The 18,772-nt window shown below is 60.0% G+C and carries 16 protein-coding genes and 1 pseudogene; 6 read left to right on the forward strand and 11 right to left on the reverse strand.

Going from position 1 to position 18,772, the window contains the following annotated elements:
* Positions 1 to 29: 29 nt before the first annotated feature.
* Positions 30 to 1,226, forward strand: a complete 1,197-nt coding sequence (gene metK, locus ACZ5IL_RS07780; RefSeq protein ID WP_425905805.1) for a methionine adenosyltransferase — start codon at positions 30 to 32, stop codon at positions 1,224 to 1,226.
* A gap of 74 nt (positions 1,227 to 1,300) precedes the next feature.
* On the forward strand, positions 1,301 to 2,740 hold the full coding sequence (ahcY, locus tag ACZ5IL_RS07785) for an adenosylhomocysteinase (protein ID WP_464596142.1): 1,440 nt from the start codon (positions 1,301 to 1,303) through the stop codon (positions 2,738 to 2,740).
* 145 nt (positions 2,741 to 2,885) lie between these two features.
* Here ahcY and ACZ5IL_RS07790 read toward each other — a convergent pair whose 3' ends face one another.
* On the reverse strand, positions 2,886 to 3,170 hold the full coding sequence (locus ACZ5IL_RS07790) for a hypothetical protein (RefSeq protein WP_425905803.1): 285 nt from the start codon (positions 3,168 to 3,170) through the stop codon (positions 2,886 to 2,888).
* Between the two features lie 238 nt (positions 3,171 to 3,408).
* Between ACZ5IL_RS07790 and ACZ5IL_RS07795 the strand changes: the two genes are divergently transcribed.
* Together ACZ5IL_RS07795 and ACZ5IL_RS07800 are read left to right on the forward strand one after the other, a co-directional pair.
* Positions 3,409 to 3,618 carry a cold-shock protein gene (locus ACZ5IL_RS07795; protein ID WP_079447398.1) on the forward strand — a complete coding sequence of 70 codons (210 nt, stop codon included), beginning with the start codon at positions 3,409 to 3,411 and terminating at the stop codon, positions 3,616 to 3,618.
* 306 nt (positions 3,619 to 3,924) lie between these two features.
* Complete coding sequence (locus ACZ5IL_RS07800; protein ID WP_464596145.1) at positions 3,925 to 4,644, forward strand: DUF899 family protein; 720 nt, start codon at positions 3,925 to 3,927, stop codon at positions 4,642 to 4,644.
* Between the two features lie 77 nt (positions 4,645 to 4,721).
* Here ACZ5IL_RS07800 and ACZ5IL_RS07805 read toward each other — a convergent pair whose 3' ends face one another.
* The 7 genes and pseudogenes from ACZ5IL_RS07805 to ACZ5IL_RS07835 all read right to left on the reverse strand — a co-directional run bounded on the left by ACZ5IL_RS07805 (position 4,722) and on the right by ACZ5IL_RS07835 (position 13,317).
* Positions 4,722 to 5,603, reverse strand: coding sequence for an RNA-binding domain-containing protein (locus tag ACZ5IL_RS07805; RefSeq protein ID WP_464596147.1), 882 nt, complete (start codon positions 5,601 to 5,603; stop codon positions 4,722 to 4,724).
* Between the two features lie 174 nt (positions 5,604 to 5,777).
* Positions 5,778 to 6,947 (reverse strand): annotated as a pseudogene (locus ACZ5IL_RS07810) (IS3 family transposase).
* 340 nt (positions 6,948 to 7,287) lie between these two features.
* Positions 7,288 to 9,108: an aminopeptidase P family protein gene (locus ACZ5IL_RS07815; protein WP_464596149.1), complete on the reverse strand. Its 1,821-nt coding sequence runs from the start codon at positions 9,106 to 9,108 to the stop codon at positions 7,288 to 7,290.
* Positions 9,054 to 10,058 carry a 50S ribosomal protein L11 methyltransferase gene (locus ACZ5IL_RS07820; RefSeq protein ID WP_464596151.1) on the reverse strand — a complete coding sequence of 335 codons (1,005 nt, stop codon included), beginning with the start codon at positions 10,056 to 10,058 and terminating at the stop codon, positions 9,054 to 9,056. The genes ACZ5IL_RS07815 and ACZ5IL_RS07820 overlap by 55 nt, the downstream gene beginning before the upstream one ends.
* A gap of 136 nt (positions 10,059 to 10,194) precedes the next feature.
* Positions 10,195 to 10,464 (reverse strand): hypothetical protein, encoded by a 270-nt coding sequence (locus tag ACZ5IL_RS07825; RefSeq protein ID WP_464596153.1) that lies wholly within the window; start codon positions 10,462 to 10,464, stop codon positions 10,195 to 10,197.
* A 301-nt stretch (positions 10,465 to 10,765) separates the two neighbouring features.
* Positions 10,766 to 12,373 (reverse strand): phytoene desaturase family protein, encoded by a 1,608-nt coding sequence (locus tag ACZ5IL_RS07830; protein ID WP_464596155.1) that lies wholly within the window; start codon positions 12,371 to 12,373, stop codon positions 10,766 to 10,768.
* 146 nt (positions 12,374 to 12,519) lie between these two features.
* Positions 12,520 to 13,317, reverse strand: a complete 798-nt coding sequence (locus ACZ5IL_RS07835) for a L,D-transpeptidase (protein WP_464596157.1) — start codon at positions 13,315 to 13,317, stop codon at positions 12,520 to 12,522.
* Between the two features lie 272 nt (positions 13,318 to 13,589).
* Here ACZ5IL_RS07835 and ACZ5IL_RS07840 point away from each other — a divergent pair, with 272 nt between their 5' ends.
* Positions 13,590 to 13,928, forward strand: coding sequence for a hypothetical protein (locus ACZ5IL_RS07840; protein WP_464596159.1), 339 nt, complete (start codon positions 13,590 to 13,592; stop codon positions 13,926 to 13,928).
* Positions 13,929 to 14,001: 73 nt separating this feature from the next.
* On the opposite strand, the gene ACZ5IL_RS07845 is transcribed toward ACZ5IL_RS07840, so the two are convergent.
* The 3 genes from ACZ5IL_RS07845 to ACZ5IL_RS07855 form a co-directional block, all read right to left on the reverse strand.
* Positions 14,002 to 14,763, reverse strand: coding sequence for an ABC transporter permease (locus ACZ5IL_RS07845; protein ID WP_425905788.1), 762 nt, complete (start codon positions 14,761 to 14,763; stop codon positions 14,002 to 14,004).
* Between the two features lie 2 nt (positions 14,764 to 14,765).
* A complete protein-coding gene (locus ACZ5IL_RS07850) occupies positions 14,766 to 15,686 on the reverse strand; it encodes an ABC transporter ATP-binding protein (protein WP_464596161.1) in 921 nt (306 codons plus the stop codon).
* A gap of 119 nt (positions 15,687 to 15,805) precedes the next feature.
* Positions 15,806 to 18,256 (reverse strand): ATP-dependent helicase, encoded by a 2,451-nt coding sequence (locus tag ACZ5IL_RS07855; RefSeq protein WP_464596163.1) that lies wholly within the window; start codon positions 18,254 to 18,256, stop codon positions 15,806 to 15,808.
* A 266-nt stretch (positions 18,257 to 18,522) separates the two neighbouring features.
* Here ACZ5IL_RS07855 and ACZ5IL_RS07860 point away from each other — a divergent pair, with 266 nt between their 5' ends.
* The gene (locus ACZ5IL_RS07860; protein ID WP_425909757.1) at positions 18,523 to 18,696 is read left to right on the forward strand and encodes a DUF1328 domain-containing protein; all 174 of its coding nucleotides are present in this window, start codon (positions 18,523 to 18,525) and stop codon (positions 18,694 to 18,696) included.
* The last annotated feature ends 76 nt before the right edge of the window (positions 18,697 to 18,772 follow it).

Below are 18,772 nucleotides of genomic sequence, written 5' to 3' on the forward strand. Positions count from 1 at the left end.
GCCACCTCTGGCGGACGAAAGGTCGATTGATGCGCGGATCCTATTTATTCACGAGCGAGTCGGTTTCGGAAGGACATCCCGACAAGGTGTGCGATCGGATCTCCGATGAGATCGTCGATCTCTTTTTCAGCGAAGGCCCAAAAGCCGGCATCGACCCATGGGCGATCCGCGCCGCCTGCGAGACCCTTGCCACCACCAACAAGGTGGTGATCGCCGGCGAAACCCGCGGGCCGAAATCCGTCACCAAGGACAAGATTGAGAGCGTCGTGCGCGCCGCGATCAAGGACATCGGCTACGAGCAGGATGGCTTTCACTGGAAGAATGCCAATATCGAGATCTTGCTGCATCCGCAGTCGGCGGACATCGCGCAGGGCGTCGACGCCTTGCAGCCCGGAGCCAACAAGGAAGAGGGCGCCGGCGACCAGGGCATCATGTTCGGCTACGCCTGCAACGAGACGCCGGACCTGATGCCGGCGCCGATTTTCTACGCTCACAAGATCCTGCGGCTGATTTCTGAGGCTCGCCACTCCGGCAAGGAAAAGGTGCTGGGACCGGACTCCAAGAGCCAGGTCACCGTGCAATATGAAAACGGCAAGCCGGTCGGCGTGCGCGAGATCGTGGTGTCGCATCAGCATCTCGTCGAGGACATGAGCTCCGATCAGGTCCGCGAGCGTGTCGAGCCCTATGTGCGCGAGGCGCTGCCGAAGGGATGGATCACCGACAAGACCATCTGGCACATCAATCCCACCGGCAAGTTCTTCATCGGCGGTCCCGACGGCGACGCCGGCCTGACCGGCCGAAAGATCATTGTCGATACCTACGGCGGCGCGGCACCGCATGGTGGCGGCGCATTTTCCGGCAAGGACCCGACCAAGGTTGACCGCTCGGCGGCCTACGCCGCGCGCTACCTTGCCAAGAACATCGTCGCGGCCGGTCTTGCCGACCGCTGCACATTGCAGCTGGCCTATGCCATCGGCGTGGCGCGGCCGCTCTCGATCTATATTGATACGCACGGCACCGGAAAGGCTCCGGAAGACACGCTTGAGCGGATCGTCTCCGAGGCGATGGATCTCACGCCGCGCGGTATCCGCAAGCATCTCGACCTGAACCGGCCGATCTATGCGCGTACCTCGTCTTACGGTCATTTCGGCCGCACGCCGGACAACGAGGGCGGATTCTCCTGGGAGAAGACCGATCTCGCCGAGGTGATCAAGCGCGCTGTGTGATGGTTCCCTCTCCGTTGCGGAAGAGAGCGCTTCACTCGTTAATCTCGTGAGATATCAGGGAATACCATAACACCATGACCCAATCTGCCACCGCCAAGCAGCCCGCCGGTTTCACAGACTACATCGTCGCCGACATTGGCCTTGCCGATTTCGGCCGCAAGGAAATCTCGCTGGCCGAGACCGAGATGCCCGGACTGATGGCGACGCGCGAGGAATACGGCCCCAAACAGCCTTTGAAGGGCGCGCGCATCGCGGGCTCCCTGCACATGACGATCCAGACCGCGGTGCTGATCGAAACCTTGAAGGCGCTCGGTGCCGACATCCGCTGGGTCTCCTGCAACATCTATTCGACGCAGGATCATGCCGCCGCCGCGATCGCCGCCGCCGGCATTCCGGTTTTCGCGGTGAAGGGCGAAACGCTGAAGGACTACTGGGATTACACCGCGAAGCTGTTCGACTGGCACGGCGGTGGTTACCCCAACATGATCCTCGATGACGGCGGCGACGCGACGCTGCTAATCCATCTCGGCGTGCGCGCGGAGAAGGGCGACACCGCGTTTCTCGACAAGCCGGGCGCCGAGGAAGAGGAAGTGTTGTTCGCGCTGATCAAGCGCCTGCTGAAAGACAAGCCGAAAGGCTGGTTCGGGAAGGTAGCCGAATCCATCCAAGGCGTCTCGGAGGAGACCACCACCGGCGTGCATCGCCTTTACGAGATGCAGAAGAACGGCACGCTGCTGTGGCCCGCGATCAACGTCAACGACAGCGTCACCAAGTCCAAGTTCGACAACCTCTACGGCTGCCGCGAGTCGCTGGTCGACGGCATCCGCCGGGGCACCGATGTGATGATGAGCGGCAAGGTTGCCATGGTTGCCGGCTTCGGCGACGTCGGCAAGGGCTCGGCCGCCTCGCTACGTCAGGCCGGCTGCCGCGTCATGGTCTCCGAGATCGATCCGATCTGCGCACTGCAAGCGGCGATGGAAGGCTATGAGGTTGTGACCATGGAGGACGCCGCGCCGCGCGCCGACATCTTCGTCACCGCCACCGGCAACAAGGACATCATCACCATCGAGCACATGCGCGCGATGAAGGATCGCGCCATCGTTTGCAACATCGGCCACTTCGACAACGAGATCCAGGTTGGTGCGTTGAAGAACCTGAAGTGGGACAACATCAAGCCGCAGGTGGACGAGATCACCTTCGCGGACGGCAAGCGCATGATCCTGTTGTCGGAAGGCCGTCTGGTGAATCTCGGCAATGCCATGGGGCATCCGTCGTTCGTGATGTCGGCCTCCTTCACAAATCAGACGCTGGCGCAGATCGAACTGTTCGCAGGCAACAAGAACGGCAAGTACAAGAAGGAAGTCTACGTGCTGCCGAAGTCGCTGGATGAGAAGGTGGCGCGGCTGCATCTGAACAAGATCGGCGTCAGGCTCACCGAATTGCGCAAGGACCAGGCCGATTACATTGGCGTCAAGGTCGAGGGCCCGTTCAAGAGCGATCATTACCGGTATTGAGCATGATCCCGAAAAGTGGGCACCGGTTTTCGGATGAGATCATGCTCGCTTGAAGGCTTACGCGATACGAAACGCAAAAAGCCCCGGAGCGATCCGGGGCTTTTTAGATTCTGTCAATTGTGAGCGGTGGTCGGACGTCACCGATTCAAGTGGTCCGGCCGTTGCTCCTTTGGGAAGCAAGGAAATCCGACAGCTTGGCCGCTTGTTTGGGCGCTGCCTTCTTGGCCCGGGGAGGCGCTTTCACCGGCTTCGGCTGCGTCGCCTCTTCGGCTTCCTTCGCAAGCCGCAGGGCGCGCAGGCGCTCCATGTTCTTGCGGACCGCGACATCGCGGGCTTCAATATCGGCGCGGGCTTTGGCGCCCTCGACGGCTGCTGTACGCATCCGTTCGTTACGGGCCAGTTGTGCTGGACTCGGCGGAGACTTTGTCATGGAACTTATATAGGCATGGTTTGCCGGAATGCCAGGGTTAAGGCCGGGATTTGCCTTCTCAGCCGAAAAATGCCATAACTAGGGGTATTCGATTGCCGGCATTGGTTTTGTTAGAGCGCCGCAAGTCTTCTGTAAAAAGACAAGGCTCCTTTCCAAAGACATCGCTGAGATTGGATGGCTCGCGCAATCGTGCGCGGAAAACGCGTATGTGCGCGCTTTGGAATAAGGGACGACTCCGATGACGACAGGTACAGTGAAGTGGTTTAACGGCCAGAAGGGTTTTGGCTTCATCCAGCCGAGCGATGGCGGCAACGACGTGTTCGTGCATATCAGCGCGGTGGAGCGTGCGGGCCTCTCCGGCCTCAATGAGGGCCAGAAGGTCAACTTCGAGCTGAAGACCGACAAGATGCGCGGCAAGGTCAGCGCGGAAAATCTCTCGCTCGCATAAACAGATCATGGTCGCGCTGGCTGTCATCCCTTTGTGATGATGGCCGTGCATCATGCAGAGAATCGGAAAGCGTCGTCACCCGCGGATGAACCGGGACTCGCTTTCTTCGCGCCTCGTTTTACCTATGTCCTGAAACGGACAGTGTCTTGAAACGGGCGTTCAGGGAGCCTCGTCAGCGATGACGGGGCTTTTTTGTTGCGCCGGCATGTCCGGCAACCCGGCGCATTGTTCGCGCTCCCGGAACCCGGCTTCACGCCCCGCGTTTTCTCCGTTCGATCCCGCCCCAAGCATTCCCACGAGGCCCCGATGGAACATCTGCAATATCCGAACGAGAGCGAGGGCTATCGAATCGCGCGCAACCGGTTGTTGGAGGAGGAGATCAAGCTGCGCGCGCAGATCGAGGCGGTTGCGGCGCGGCGTCGCGCGCTGCCGCTCGGTGGCAAAGTGCCGTGGGATTATGTGTTCGAGCGCATCGGCGACAATCTCATGCCGCAGAAGGTGAGGATGTCGGAGCTGTTCGGGCCGCACGACACGATGATCCTTTACAGCTTCATGTACGGCCCCGAGCGCGACTCCCCATGCTCCGGTTGCACGCATCTTCTCGATGGTATCGACGGCGCCGCGCGGCATTTCACTCAGCGCGCCGCGTTTCACGTCGTCGCCAAATCGCCGATCGCGCGGCTGATGGCGTTCGCGCGTGAGCGCGGCTGGCAGCACATGTCGCTGCTCTCGACCGCGGGCAACTGTTACGACGGAGACTATTTCGGCGACACCACGAAGTTGTCAAAAGCCATGCGGTTTCAGCACAGGGTGCCGGTGGGCCAGAACTGGGACGAGACCATCTTCAACGTGTTCAAGAAGCGCAACGGAAAGATCCATCACTTCTGGGGCTCGGAGATGGCCTTCACGCGCCCGGCGCCGGGTCAGCACCACCGCGCGGGCGACATGGCCGATCCCTTGTGGAATCTGCTCGACATGACGCCGGAGGGACGAGGGGAGACGTGGTTTCCGGAGGTGGAGTATTAGCGAGGACGGGCATCGCTTCTTCCCGACGTGCAAGGGAATGGCTATTACGCCAAGGACGAAACAATTGCGTTCAACTGCTAGCTTCCTTTTGCAAACCGACTTGCGATACTTGCTACCTGTTTGGCGGATTTTGCCAACGCTGTCGCGTCACCGTCGCGCCAATACAATTCCTCACCGACGTAAGAAAGATCAGTTTGGGAAGGGATCGTTATAACGATAATTCCCAGTCCGTAAAACGAGTTGAAATCCATATTGGAAAGCACGGCATCGCGCAGTTTATCGGTTAAACTAGATTTCCTGATACGATCTTTCCATCTGGAAAAATAAACTTCGACCGAAACTTTCAGGCGTTTGGCTTCGCGATTGACGCCAACCACGTATCGCTTCCCGATCTTTTTTGGCTCAATACCGTCCAACTTTCGAATCTTATCGGCGTCTGCCTTTTTGTCAGTAACGCCAATCACGATTTTTCCCGTGCTTTTGGGGCCTATGTTTGCAATTGCGCATATTGTTTTGATGACCTTATCAATCGTTTCACCGTCCTCAGTACCGCTGCCATCCTTGAGCGAAAGAATTCCCTGCTTGAGCTCATAATTTGCGAGCTCGATTTCTGAGCGTCGAATGATTCCTTCAATATCGATGGTCGTATGGTCAGTATAAATTTGCTTCGCTAGTTTGGCCTTTACGAAACTCCCTCCGATAAGCCCTTTAATCGTGTCGATATTCTTCCGGCGCTCCTCCGGACTAGTTGCTTTCCTACCGGTCTCAATCCTGCTCGAAAGGTTATTTAAAGCGGCTTTCACTCCCCCATAGTCCGAAATCTTTTTCTTCTCTCCAATTATTATTTCATGAAATGCTATTAGGATCACCGCAAATACAGATGGAAAAGCATTTGTGTTCGTTTTGGTGAAAATGATATTGCGTAATTTGCTGACTGACTCTGTGTTGCAAACCTTCATAATTTCGTCGACGCAGAATTTTACCTCGTCAGTGATCTTGCTAGATCCATATACTTCTAGCGCTGCTAAAATTCCCTCCGATGCGGAGCTGCTCTTTTGGTATATTTCATCAAGCGCGTCTTTTGATCGTTCAATAAGTTTGGCCTGCCCCTATGAGGTGGTCCGGTTTCAGTCTTAATGCATAATCGGCTTTTCGGCCATTGCTTGCGCTGCTGGCGGAAGCGATCCGGCTGGCTTTGAAGGCCAGGCGATGGCCTCTGGCGCCGGCGGTTTGTATCCGAGCGATGAGTGTGGTCGCTCGGTGTTGTAGTAGCGCCGCCATGCCTCGATGATGACCTTGGCCTCGGCGAGGCTGTAGAAGATCTCACCGTTGAGCAGTTCGTCGCGAAGCTTCGAGTTGAAGCTCTCGCAGTAGCCGTTTTCCCAAGGGCTTCCGAGCTCGATGAACGCGGTCTTGGCGCCGACAGCTGCAATCCACTCCCGCACTGCCTTGGCGATGAACTCCGGCCCGTTATCAGAACGAACGTGGCCGGGCACGCCGCGTAGGATGAACAGGTCCGACAAGACGTCGATGACGTTGGTCGAGTTGAGCTTGCGATCAATCCGGATCGCCAGACATTCTCGGGTGAACTCGTCGATGATGTTGAGCATGCGGAACTTCCTGCCATTGTGGGTCCGGCCCTCGACGAAGTCATAGGACCAAACATGGTTTGGATACTCGGGCCGAAGCCGGACGCACGATCCGTCATTCAGCCAGAGGCTGCCTCTCTTCGGTTGTTTCTGAGGAACCTTCAGCCCCTCCCGCCGCCAGATACGCGCGACACGCTTGGCATTCACCGTCCAACCCTCGGACCGCAGCATCGCCGTGGATCCTGCGATAGCCATAGCGGCCGTAGCGTGAGGCCAGACGGATGATGTCGGTCGTCAAGGCCTCTTCATCCGGTCGGCTTTGCGGCTTCTTGCGCTGGGTCGAGCGATGCTGGCCGAGAGCCTTGCAGGCAAAGCGCTCCGAGACGGAGAACTTCACCATGACATGGTCGACGCAGCGGCGACGGCGGGAGGGGCTCAGAAGTTTCCCGAGGCAGCCTCTTTCAGGATCAGCTTCTCCAGCGTCAGGTCCGACACAGCCTTGCGCAGCCGGTCGTTCTCTTTTTCAAGCTCCTTGAGGAGTTTCACCTGGTCGCCCTTCAGGCCACCAAACTCCTTGCGCCACCGGTAATACGTGAACTGCGTCACGCCGATCGAACGAACCGCTTCGCCAACCGATCTGCCTTGTGAAAGCAAAACATCGACCTGGCGCAGCTTCGCGACGATCTCTTCCGCCTTGTGCTTCTTCTGGGGCATTCCAATGTCCTCTCTAACGGCTAATAGCCTAATTCAGGGAGGACCACTTTTCAGGGGGCAGACCAGTTGCCGGGGAGAGCACGAAGCAAGCCGAAAAACCACTGCGTGCGGAACGCCGGACGATGCCGGTGCTTTCGTGGTGACTAACTCGTGCGCTTTTTTCATCGCGCATGAGGCTGCGGACGCATCGCGCGTCCGGCGTTCCGCGCGCCCTCTTTCAAGGGGGAGCAAACGGAAACAAGCGATGGCGTCCCCGCGCCGCAAACAACAGGGGTGTTCTCGCACGTCTGGAGGTTAGCGTGGATTGTTATGAGCGCGAATGAGGCAAGCCTCGCGCGCACTACAGCGGCTCGGTCGCTGCATCGAGCCAGAGTTTCGTGGCTTCGTCGAGATGCGGGCGCACCTCGCGGCGAACGCGGGCATGATAGTCATTGAGCCACATCAGCTCTTTCTTGCTGATGCGACGATCGATCAGGCGGCGGTCGATCGGGGCCAGCGTCAGGGTCTCGAAGCCGTTCATGGGTTTCTCGGCGCCGGCAATCTCCGCGGCCGTGACCAGCACCAGATTTTCGATCCGGATGCCGAACCCATCACGTTTATAATAACCCGGCTCGTTAGACAGGATCATGCCGCGCTTCAGCGGCGTGGTGCCGAGTTTCGAAATCCGCGCGGGACCTTCATGCACCGACAGATAGCTGCCGACGCCGTGGCCGGTGCCGTGGTCGAAGTCGATGCCGGCCTGCCAGAGAAACTGCCGCGCCAGCGTGTCGAGTTGCGCGCCGGTGGTGCCATCGGGAAACACCGCGCGGGCGATGGCGATGTGGCCGCGCAGCACGCGGGTGAAGCGGTCGCGCATCTCGTCGGTCGGCGTGCCGATGGCGATGGTGCGGGTGACGTCGGTGGTGCCGTCCTCGTATTGCCCGCCGGAATCGATCAGCAGCAAATCGCCGGGCACGATGCGGCGGTTGCTCATGCGGGTGACGCGGTAGTGGACGATGGCGCCGTTCGGCCCGGTGCCCGAGATGGTGGGAAAGGAGACGTCCTTCAGCGCGCCGGTGTCGCGGCGAAAAGTTTCCAGCGCCTCGACCGCGTCGATTTCGGTCAGCGTGCCCTTCGGCGCCTCGCGGTCGATCCAGGCGAGAAACCGCGCCAGCGCCACGGCGTCGCGCCGATGCGCGGCGCGCGCGCCGTCGATCTCGGTCTGGTTCTTCACCGCCTTCAAAAGCGCAACAGGATCGTTACCGCGCACCGGCTTTCCGCCGGCCGAGGTGATCAGGCGGCTCAGCGCGTCGGCGGCGGTGGCTTTGTCGAGCGCGATGGCCGCGCCGGATTGGGCCGTCCGCGTCAGCGCGTCGGTCAGCTCATCCGGTTCGTGGACCTCGGCGTTGCGCTCAAGATGATCGCGTGTGCTGTCGGAAAGTTTGCGGGTGTCGATGAAGATGGTGGGGCGGCCATCCTTCGGCACCAAAGCGTAAGACAGAGGCAGCGGCGTATGCGAGACATCGGCGCCGCGAATGTTGAAGGTCCACGCCACCGCATGGGAATCCGACAGCACCAGCGCATCGACGCCGAGCTTTGTCATCTCAGTGCGGATGCGCGCGAGCTTATCGGCCTCGGCTTCGCCAGCGAACGTCGCGCCGTGGATCGTGACCGGGCCGAGCGGCGGCGCGGGTCGGTCGGTCCAGATGCTGTCGACCGGGTTGCTGTCGACGGGGACCAACTCAGCGCCCGCCTTCGTGCAAGCCGTCGCGAGACGTTCGACCGCCGCCGAGGTGTGCAGCCATGGATCGTAGCCCAGGCGGTCGCCGGCCGTGAGATGCTCCGCCAGCCAGCTTTCCGGTGGCGGATCGGCCAGCGAAGCGATGCTCCAGGCTCGGACATCCACCTGTTGCGCCGCCTGCAAGGTGTAGCGGCCGTCGACAAATACGGCAGCTTCCGTCGCGAGCACGATGGCCATGCCGGCCGATCCGGTGAATCCGGTGAGCCACGCCAGCCGCTCCTCGGAAGGCGGGACATACTCGTTCTGCTGCCGATCCGCGCGCGGGATCACGAAGCCTGTCAGTTGCCGCCGCACCAGCTCCTCGCGAAACGCGGCAAGACGGGCGGTCAGCGCGACGCCGCCTTCGGGGTCTTCGAATGTCTGGAAATGGGCCTCGAACATTGTCCGGGCATCATAGGATCGAGGGCAGGGCTGCGCAACGCAGCCGGGGGGGGGCATCGTCTGTTCTGCATCAGTAGGCTGCACCAGCCGTCGATCCGGATCTGCCGGATCAACACCAGCCCCTGCGCGCGGTAGGCCGCAATGACGCCGCGCGTTTGCTGCGGCAGCAGCCCCGAGAGGATCACTAGGGCTTCAGGCGCGAGGTGACGCGCCATGGCCGGGGCCATCTGCCGCAGCGGATTGGCGAGGATATTCGCCAGCACCAGATCGAACGGCGCGCGCATGCGAAACGACGGCGCGGAAAAGCCGGTCGCGCAGATCGCCTCGACAAGATTGCCGACGCCGTTCGATACGGCATTCTCTCTCGCTACGGCCGCCGAACGCGGGTCGATGTCGCTGGCCAGCACGTTCCGACGCAGCGCCTTGGCCGCGGCGATGGCCAGGACGCCGGTCCCAGCGCCGAGATCGAGGACGCGTCTCGGCATCCGGGCGTGCAGTACCTGATCGAGCAGCAGCAGGCAGCCCCGGGTGGTGCCGTGGTGGCCGGTGCCGAATGCCAGCGCGGCCTCGATCTCGATGCTCAGCTTGTTCGGCGGGACGCGTGCGCGGTCGTGTCGGCCGTGGACGATGAAGCGGCCGGCGGGGACCGGAGCTAGCCCTGCAAGGCTGGCCTCGACCCAGTCCCTGGCGGCAACGCTATCGAAGACGACGGTTCGGGCGACCTCATCGCCGGCGGCGAGAGCGACCAGCGCGCGGATTCGTTTTTCGTCCGGCGGATCGGCGAAGTGGACCGCGATGCTCCAGCAGCCGTCGCTGCGTTCAAATGCGGTAACCGCGGCCTCGCTATCCTCAAGGCTTTCGGTCAGGAGATCGACGACCCGACGCGCGATCTGCTCCGCCCCGATGGCGAAGGTGGCGCAGCTTGTTGCCGGCGAAATGGCGTTTGTCATCGACAGCCCGGGGCCCATAGCGTTTTCGAGCGAAGTGGATACCGATCCGCGGGAAGAAAACGCGTCAAATCAAGATCATAGCTCCGCCTCGGATTTCATGAGAAGCGGAAAGGGGAAACGGAGATTCCGCAGGGCCTCATACATATTTGGCAATGAGATAGCCGATGCCATAGGCCGGTCCGGCGACCAGGAGAATGGCGAACACCATGACAAGCCAGCCCTTTATAATCGCGATGATGCCGCCGCTCTCCCAGAGCTCTTGCGGTCCCGGGCGCCCGTAGGCCCACAGCGACCAGGAGGCGGCCACCAGCAGGTAGACGTCAAAAATATTCAACGATGCGCCGACATAACCGAGATAAGTCGGGACAAGAATCGCCAGAAAAACCCGGCCAAGAATTTGTAGCACCTCAACCCCCAGAACTTGCCTGCTTTCGTCAGGCCTTTGCTTTAGTGCAAATCGGAAACTTACACGATGGAAAATGCGCAGGCGGGAAGGCGGCCGCGGGGGTGACGGCGACAGGCGTCGCGATTGTCACGAAGGGCGGCCGGGGATGCGGAAGCTTTCCCACAGAGATATCCACAGGATTTCCACAGCCTGATCCCCGGTTTCGCACAGGGTTTTCGACAGCCTTATCCGCCGCCTCGGCATCGGCCCGGGTTGTGGTCGGAATTGGCCTCGCTGGCGATAGTCTATGTGGTGTTGAGTGTTAGCGGCGAGCGAACAGCGCCCGGTGATCCCGTAGGATGGCGCGGGCGGCGTTATGACCGGGTGCGCCTGTGACACCTCCGCCGGGATGCGCGCCGGCGCCGCAGTGATAGAGCCCCTTCAGCGGGCCCCGATAGTCTGCGTAGCCGAGCATCGGTCGGGCCGAAAACAATTGGTTCAGCGTCAGCGCGCCGTGGAAAATATCGCCGCCGAGCAATCCAAATTCGCGTTCGAGATCGAGCGGTGACAGGACCTGCCGGCCGATCACGCTGGCGGCAAAGCCCGGCGCGTAGCGGTCGACGGTCGCGATCATGAGGTCGGCGACCTCATCGCGATGGTCATCCCAAGACGCGCCGTCAGGCAATTGTGGCGCGACATGCTGGCAGAAAAGACTGGCCACATGGCGGCCGGGCGGCGCCAGGGAGTCGTCGATCACCGAGGGGATCAGAACCTCGATCACCGGTTCGCGGCTCCAGCCTAACTTTCGCGCATCCTGCCAGGCGCTGTCCATGTAGTCGAGACCGGGTGCAATGATGATACCGGCGCTGAGATGGTCGCCGGCGCCCGGCAAGGCGGAGAATGAGGGGAGGGCGGAGAGCGCGACGTTCATCCGGAATGTCCCGGAGCCATTGCGCCAGTTCTTGATGCGGGTGAGAAATGTGGCGGGTAGCGCGTCTGCGGGCAACAGCCGCGTATACAGCAGTTTTGGGTTGACGTTCGCCGCGACATATCTTGCGTGGATCGTCCGTCCGTCGTCGAGCACGGCACCAGCTACCTGCTTTCCTTCGACAATGATCTCGCGCACGCCTGCGTTCGTTTCGATTTCCACACCGTTCGCGCGGGCGGCCGTTGCCATCGCCTGGGTAATCGCGCCCATGCCGCCGATCGCGTGTCCCCAAACGCCCTTCTTGCCGTTCACTTCCCCGAAAGCATGGTGCAGCATCACGTAGGCCGAGCCGGCCGCGTAGGGACTCGCATAGTTGCCGACGATGGCGTCAAAGCCGAACAGAGCCTTGATAAGATCGGTTTCGAAGCGATCGTCGAGCATGTCTCCTGCCGATCGCGTAAAGAGATCGAGCAGGCTGCGTTGCTGCTCCAGCGAAAGCCCGCGCAGGATGCCCACCGTGCCAGCGGCGTTGACGAGCTCGTGCGCCGCCTTGAGGCCAAGCCCCTCAACGAGATTTGGTGGCGCGCGGAGCACGAATTGGCGGACAACGTCGGCGATCTCTTCGAGTTCGCTCATGAAATCGCCGATCGCGTCCGCATCCCGTTCGCTCAAGCGAGCAGCCGATGCCCGGGTGCGGCCTTCGCCGGTGAGCAGGTAGCGGCCGTCGGGAGCGGGCAGGAAGTTCTGCGCGCGGCGTTCGACGATCCGAAGGCCGTGGTTGTGAAGCTGCAGGTCAGCGATGACTTTCGGATTGAGCAAGCTGACGGTGTAGGCCGCGACCGAATTGCGGAAACCTGGGTGGAATTCCTCGGTCACCGCTGCGCCGCCCACCACCTTGCGCCGCTCCACGACCCTGACGCGCAGTCCGGCCATTGCAAGATAGGCCGCGCACGTCAAGCCGTTGTGGCCTGCGCCGATGATAACGACGTCAGTGTCTGACATATCCGCTTCAAAGTCCTCAGACGGTCTGACTGCCGTCCTTCAAGCTCTTATCGGAAAGGCCGATGGACGGCACAAGGCTTACGAGCCGAGTTCAGCCTGATGACACGCTCTGCGTTGGCGGTAACTGCGCAATGGTGAAGTAGCGGTCAGTCGTCGAAGCCAGAGAATAGGCCTCGCGACCGGTAGGGTCGTGGCGCATAGACTTGAGGCTGCGCGTATCCGTAGCCTGTTTGATCGCCGTAGTAGTATTGCTGTGGTTGAGGAATGTTCTGCGCGCCATGACGATAACCGCGCGGAGCAGGATAGCGCTGATCGTTGGAACTGCCGTCGGCCGGATAGATATAGCCGTCGTTGCCGCGAACGGTGGCCTGCGGCTGCCGACCGGGTGCGATCTGCCCGGGCGTCAGATCGACCGGATTTCCGGCGGCATCGTAAGATTGATAGCCCGACGTTGGGTCGCGACGGGCGACATCGGTTTGCCGCCTGCTACGAGGATTGCGCGCTAGCGCCACGCGCGACGATCCAGTCAGTGTGACGGTGGTGTTGAGGACGCCCTCTGTCTTCACAAGAGAGAACAGTGTGCTGGCGTTGGCGCGCGAGATCCGGACGCAGCCGTGAGAGACGGGGACGCCGAGGCTGCCTTCGGAGAACGTGCCGTGGATGGCATGACCGATCTTGGTGAAGAAGATCGAGTGCGGCATCGGCGCGTCGTCGAACTCCTTGGAGAAATGGTCGGCTTCCATTCGGAAAGTTTGGAATTTGCCATTTGGAGTTTCGTGCGACGGATTTCCAGTCGAGACCGGCCATTGATAGCGTTCAACGCCGTCGACGGAAACGGTCATTTGCTGATTGTCCTTGTCGACCACAATGGACACCTTTGCGTGGGCGACGCTACCAGCGGCGAGAAACAGCAGAGCGGAAACAGGAATAAGAAACTTGCGCATTACCTCGGCCTCGACTTCAGCCTACGTCCCCGAGCCATAATATGCGCTCAAACAGGGTGTGCTTCCAGTAGCGGGTTTGCGTCATCGTTAACTCACGAGACGGCACGACCAAGGCGGGGGAGAGGAAAAGTCGGGTGAGACCTAGGAAAGCGCCCTCCCGCAAGGCTTGGAACTTTCGGCGAGATTCCACGTTATATCACCGTAGATCCAGCGATCACGGCCTGTTGGGGCAACCTAGCTAGATTCAAAACAAAATAAGGACAGAAATGCCGATGAGGATGAGAACCATAGCATTGCCAACCGAGCCTTCTTTCCGTGTGCGGATCGCGGTAGCCGCTGTTGCAGCGGCGCTGGCCCTATTCGCCATACCGCATCAAGCGCATGCTCAAGGTGTCTTCAACGGTATGGAGCGCGGTGCCAACCAAGGCGCGTACGAGGGTCATCGTGCGGCAGGGCCGGTGGGCGGCGCAATCGGCGGTGCGATCGGTGCCGGCGTCGGGGGTGCGGTCGGCGGCGTCAACGGCGTGCTCGGCATTCCGGATCGCGGATACCGCAGAGGGCATCGATGCCGTGGTTATTGGAAGCACGGGCATTTCCACTGCTACCGTTGATAAGGATTTCCCGTATGACGTATGAGCAGACCGCGGTCGGGGGGTGAACCCATCGCGGTTTGCGCATCACAATTTAATGTCTAAGCCGATAGCCGGTTCTGAATATCCACCATACCATCAACATGCAGGCCGCGAGAAAGCCGACTGTCATGCCAATACTCACGAACACGCTGACGTCAGCAATCTCGTAAAAACTCCACCGGAATCCGCTGATGAGATAGACGACGGGATTAAAAAGCGCGAGGGTTTGCCAAGTCTGCGGCAGCATGTTGATCGAATAAAAACTTCCTCCGAGGAATGTCAGCGGCGTGATGATCAACATCGGAATCATCTGCAGTTTTTCGAAACCGTCGGCCCAAATCCCGATGATGAAGCCGAAAAGACTGAAGGTCACTGAGGTCAATATCAGAAAGGTCAGCATCCATATCGGATGATGAATGTGCAATGGCACGAACAGGCCGGCGGTGGCCAGAATGATCAGGCCTAGAATGATCGATTTGGTCGCAGCCGCCCCCACATAGCCGAGGACAATCTCGAAATAGGAGACCGGCGCCGACAGTATCTCGTAAATGGTGCCTATGAACTTTGGAAAGTAGATCCCGAACGATGCGTTGGTGATGCTTTGCGTCAGCACCGACAACATTATGAGCCCGGGCACAATGAAAGTACCGTAACTGACGCCCTCGACCTGAGTGATGCGCGATCCGATTGCCGCGCCGAACACCACAAAATAAAGCGAGGTCGAAACCACCGGTGACACGATGCTTTGCAGCAGCGTGCGCCAAGTGCGCGCCATTTCGAACTTGTAAATCGCCTGCACGGCTCCAAAATTCATGGTCAGGTCCTTACCAGGCTGACGAAGATCTCTTCCAGTGAGCTTTCGGTGGTGTCGAGGTCCGAAAATCTGATACCCGCGGCACGGAGATCGCTCAGCAGGCTGGTGATGCCAGTGTGCTCACTTTGGGTATCATAGGTATAGGTCACTTGCATTCCGTCTGCGGCAAGCTCGAGATTGTAAGCCGCCAACGTTGCGGGTATGGCTTCGACCTTGCACTGCAAATGAAGCTTCAACCTCTTTTTGCCGAGCTTCTGCATCAGCGCTACCTTTTCTTCGACGAGAATGATCTCGCCCCTATTGATAACGCCGACACGGTCCGCCATTTCTTGAGCTTCTTCGATGTAATGCGTCGTCAGAATGATCGTGACGCCCAAGGCTCGCAGCGCGCGCACCATCTCCCACATGGCTTTCCGTAATTCGACATCGACCCCCGCTGTGGGCTCGTCGAGAAACAGCACTTGCGGCTCGTGCGAAAGGGCCTTCGCAATCATCACACGTCGTTTCATGCCACCGGACAGCGTAACGATCTTGCTATCTTTCTTGTCCCACAACGAGAGATCCCTCAGGACCTTCTCGATATGGGCCGGGTTCTTGGGCTTTCCGAACAGCCCACGGCTGAAACTCACGGTTGCCCAGACCGTTTCGAACGCATCAGTATGCAGTTCCTGCGGCACCAGTCCGATCATCGCGCGGGTAGCTCGATAGTCGCGCCGGATGTCCCGACCGTCGACCCGCACCTGTCCTGCGGACGCGTTGGTGATGCCGCAAATGATGCTGATGAGCGTTGTCTTGCCGGCGCCATTGGGGCCGAGCAGTGCGAAAATCTCACCCCGTTTGATATCGAGGTCGATGCTCTTCAGTGCTGCGAAGCCGGACGCGTAGGTCTTCGACAAGCCGGAAATAGATATGATGGGCGACATGCGAGCTTGACACGCTGTAGGCTGGTGGAAAAGGGGCGACGAGAAAATGATATCGCGTCGAATGGCAGGATGATGGAATGGAGGTCAGATAGGAACACGTGCGGTGGTTCGCAATTCGGCTATACCCGCTTCACAAAGCTATCGACCACCTTTTTGTCGCCGGCTTTTTCGAAAGCGATGGTCAGCTTGTTGCCATCGATCCGCGCCACTTTTCCGTAGCCGAATTTCTGGTGAAAGACCCGGTCGCCAAGTGAGAACTCGGATGTCGTGCCGGTAGATTTCGCGACCAGTTCGCCTTCGATGGTCAATGGCGTGTACTTCGACTTCGATCGGCTCGCAGTATAGGATGCATTGGTCTCGTTGAATCCGCCCCGACCGCGATTGGCCTGCGCGCGTTGCCAGCCAGGCGTTGCATAGCTCGAGCCAAACGACTCGATGTTGTCGAACCGCGAGGGGCCGTAACCGCCCGTTCCGCCCCATCCCGACCCACCCTTCGATTCCGTGATCTCGACATTTTCCGCCGGCAGTTCGTCGAGGAAGCGGGACGGAATCGTCGTCGACCATGAGCCGTGGATACGGCGATTGGTAGCGAAATAGAGCTTTGCGCGTCGGCGCGCCCGTGTCAGCCCGACGTGCGCGAGGCGGCGCTCTTCTTCGAGACCAGCGCGTCCCTGCTCATCCAGCGCACGCTGATGGGGAAACAGACCTTCCTCCCAGCCTGGCAGGAAGACGCTGTCGAATTCGAGCCCTTTGGCGGAATGCAGCGTCATGAGCGAGACGGCATCCTCGTCGGCGCCGCCGTCGCGATCCATCACCAGAGATATATGCTCAAGAAAGCCTTGCAGGTTTTCGAACTCCTCCATCGAGCGTACCAGTTCTTTCAGATTCTCCAGGCGGCCAGCAGCATCGGCCGAGCGATCCTTCTGCCACATCTCTGTGTAGCCGCTCTCGTCCAGCACGATCTCGGCAAGTTCGGTGTGCGGTATGGCCTCTCGCTGCACGCGCCACCGGTCGAAGCTCTCGACCAAAGCACGCAGCGATCCGCGCGCTTTCGGTTTCAACTCGTCGGTTTCGACAACGGTGCGGGCCGCTTCGCTGAGCGGGATCTGCCGCTTTCGCGCAATCCCGTGCAGCATCTGGACGGTGGCATCGCCCAGGCCTCGTTTGGGCACATTGACGATGCGCTCGAAGGCAAGATCATCAGCTGGCGAGTTGATGAGGCGCAGATAGGCGAGCGCGTCGCGAATTTCGGCGCGCTCGTAGAAGCGAGGGCCGCCTATAACGCGATAGGGCAGGCCAAGCGTGACAAAGCGGTCTTCGAACTCGCGCATCTGGAATGAGGCGCGTACCAGAATTGCGATTTCATTCAGTTTTTCGCCGGCGCGCTGGAGCTGTTCGATTTCCTCGCCGATGGCTCGGGCTTCCTCCTCGGAATCCCAGGAGCCGGTGACGGTGACCTTCTCGCCGTCGATATCTTCGGTGCGTAATGTCTTGCCGAGCCTGCCTTCGTTATGCGCGATCAGGTGCGAGGCAGCGGCGAGGATATGGCCGGTTGAGCGGTAGTTACGCTCCAGTCGGATCACCTTGGCGCCTGGAAAATCGTGCTCGAATCGCAGGATGTTATCCACCTCGGCGCCGCGCCAGCCGTAGATCGACTGGTCGTCGTCGCCGACGCAGCAGATGTTTTTGGGCTGGGCCGTGCGCGGGCTCGGATCCTCTCCCGGAGAGGAAGCGGGAAAATGCGCTTGCGATGAAGGCGGCGCCTGCGACAGCAACCGCAGCCATAGATATTGCGCAACGTTCGTGTCCTGATACTCGTCGACAAGGATGAACTTGAAGCGGTTTTGATATTGCCGCAGCACGTCCGGATGCTCGCGAAACAGCCGGACATTCTCCAGCAGCAAATCACCGAAGTCCACTGCATTGAGGATTTTCAACCGCGCCTGATAGGCGGCGTAAAGCTTGCCGCCGCGACCGTTGCCGAATACGGAGGCTTCGCCCGACGGCACCTGTGCGGGCGTCAGTCCGCGGTTCTTCCAGCCGTCGATTAACCCGGCAAGCATCCGCGCGGGCCAGCGCTTGTCGTCGATGTTGTCGGCCTGCAGAAGCTGTTTGAGCAGGCGGATTTGATCGTCGACATCGAGAATCGTGAAGTTGGATTTGAGTTGCACCAGTTCGGCATGAACGCGCAGGATCCGGCCCGCAATGGAATGAAAGGTGCCGAGCCACGGCATACCTTCGACTGCTTCCCCGAGCATCTGGCCGAGACGATGTTTCATCTCGCGAGCGGCCTTGTTGGTGAAGGTCACCGACAAGATCTCGCCAGGGCGGGCGCGGCCCTGGCTGAGAATATGCGCGATGCGGGTCGTCAGCACGCGGGTCTTGCCTGTTCCCGCACCGGCCAGCACCAGAACCGGTCCGTCCAGCGTTTCCACGGCCTCGCGCTGTTCCGGATTGAGCCCACTCAGATATCGCGGCGTTGCTGCGGCCCGCGCGCGCGCAGCGATGCCGCCGGCGGCGGGCTGGTGCTCGGAAACGTTGCTATGGATCAGTCTACCTGGATCGGTCATGCGAATCGTCTTTTCCTACGATGACACTGCTGGCCAGCGAAGGGGAGAGCCCTCTTGGTCGGATCAAAGAAATATATAGGGCGACGAGCTTCGTAGCGGCTTTTCTGCGTTCAGGCCAATGGAATGGCCTCGCCGCGTTCGACGTTTTGTTCCCCAAAAACCGCTCATTTTCAGAACTCTCTCGTATAGGGCCAGGCGGAACCATTGTTCCGGTGACGGATTGTTTTTCAGTCACGCGCAAAGCGCGCAAAAATGGAGGCCAGATCATGTTGAATTGGGTAGTGACGTTCCTGGTCATTGCATTGATTGCCGGCGTTTTGGGCTTTGGAGGCATCGCGGGCGCCTCAATCGAAATCGCGAAGATCATCTTTTTCATTGCGCTGATTCTGTTAGTGGTTTCAGCGGTGGTCGGGTTGTTGCGCGGCCGACCCCCGGTATAGTGCGTGGGTTAACCGGGGTGTCGAGGACATCTCGGGGACGCGCGGTGATGCTGCAAGCGCAATGACGGCCTGAATG

The sequence above is a fragment of the Nitrobacter sp. CN101 genome, from assembly GCF_055390255.1.